At 52.2% G+C, this 1,321-nt stretch carries 1 rRNA gene; it reads right to left on the bottom strand.

Going from position 1 to position 1,321, the window contains the following annotated elements:
* Positions 1 to 1,321 (bottom strand): 16S ribosomal RNA (locus tag OSH00_RS20430); the annotation flags it as partial.

Below are 1,321 nucleotides of genomic sequence, written 5' to 3'. Positions count from 1 at the left end.
GGTGCAACAAACTCCCATGGTGTGACGGGCGGTGTGTACAAGGCCCGGGAACGTATTCACCGCGGCATTCTGATCCGCGATTACTAGCGATTCCGACTTCATGGAGTCGAGTTGCAGACTCCAATCCGGACTACGATCGGCTTTTTGAGATTAGCATCCTATCGCTAGGTAGCAACCCTTTGTACCGACCATTGTAGCACGTGTGTAGCCCTGGTCGTAAGGGCCATGATGACTTGACGTCGTCCCCGCCTTCCTCCAGTTTGTCACTGGCAGTATCCTTAAAGTTCCCATCCGAAATGCTGGCAAGTAAGGAAAAGGGTTGCGCTCGTTGCGGGACTTAACCCAACATCTCACGACACGAGCTGACGACAGCCATGCAGCACCTGTATGTAAGTTCCCGAAGGCACCAATCCATCTCTGGAAAGTTCTTACTATGTCAAGACCAGGTAAGGTTCTTCGCGTTGCATCGAATTAAACCACATGCTCCACCGCTTGTGCGGGCCCCCGTCAATTCATTTGAGTTTTAGTCTTGCGACCGTACTCCCCAGGCGGTCTACTTATCGCGTTAGCTGCGCCACTAAAGCCTCAAAGGCCCCAACGGCTAGTAGACATCGTTTACGGCATGGACTACCAGGGTATCTAATCCTGTTTGCTCCCCATGCTTTCGTACCTCAGCGTCAGTATTAGGCCAGATGGCTGCCTTCGCCATCGGTATTCCTCCAGATCTCTACGCATTTCACCGCTACACCTGGAATTCTACCATCCTCTCCCATACTCTAGCTTCCCAGTATCGAATGCAATTCCCAAGTTAAGCTCGGGGATTTCACATCCGACTTAAAAAGCCGCCTACGCACGCTTTACGCCCAGTAAATCCGATTAACGCTCGCACCCTCTGTATTACCGCGGCTGCTGGCACAGAGTTAGCCGGTGCTTATTCTGCGAGTAACGTCCACTCATCCTAGGTATTAACTAGAAGAGCCTCCTCCTCGCTTAAAGTGCTTTACAACCATAAGGCCTTCTTCACACACGCGGCATGGCTGGATCAGGGTTCCCCCCATTGTCCAATATTCCCCACTGCTGCCTCCCGTAGGAGTCTGGGCCGTGTCTCAGTCCCAGTGTGGCGGATCATCCTCTCAGACCCGCTACAGATCGTCGCCTTGGTAGGCCTTTACCCCACCAACTAGCTAATCCGACTTAGGCTCATCTATTAACGCAAGGTCACAAGTGATCCCCTGCTTTCCCCCGTAGGGCGTATGCGGTATTAGCATCCCTTTCGAGATGTTGTCCCCCATTAATAGGCAGATTCCTAAGTATTACTCAC

Origin of the sequence: Acinetobacter nematophilus (assembly GCF_026344175.1) — a bacterium.
Taxonomy (GTDB): Bacteria; Pseudomonadota; Gammaproteobacteria; order Pseudomonadales; family Moraxellaceae; genus Acinetobacter; species Acinetobacter nematophilus.
The sequence above is the reverse complement of the archived record's forward strand: the minus strand, read 5'-3'. Positions and strand labels throughout refer to the sequence as shown.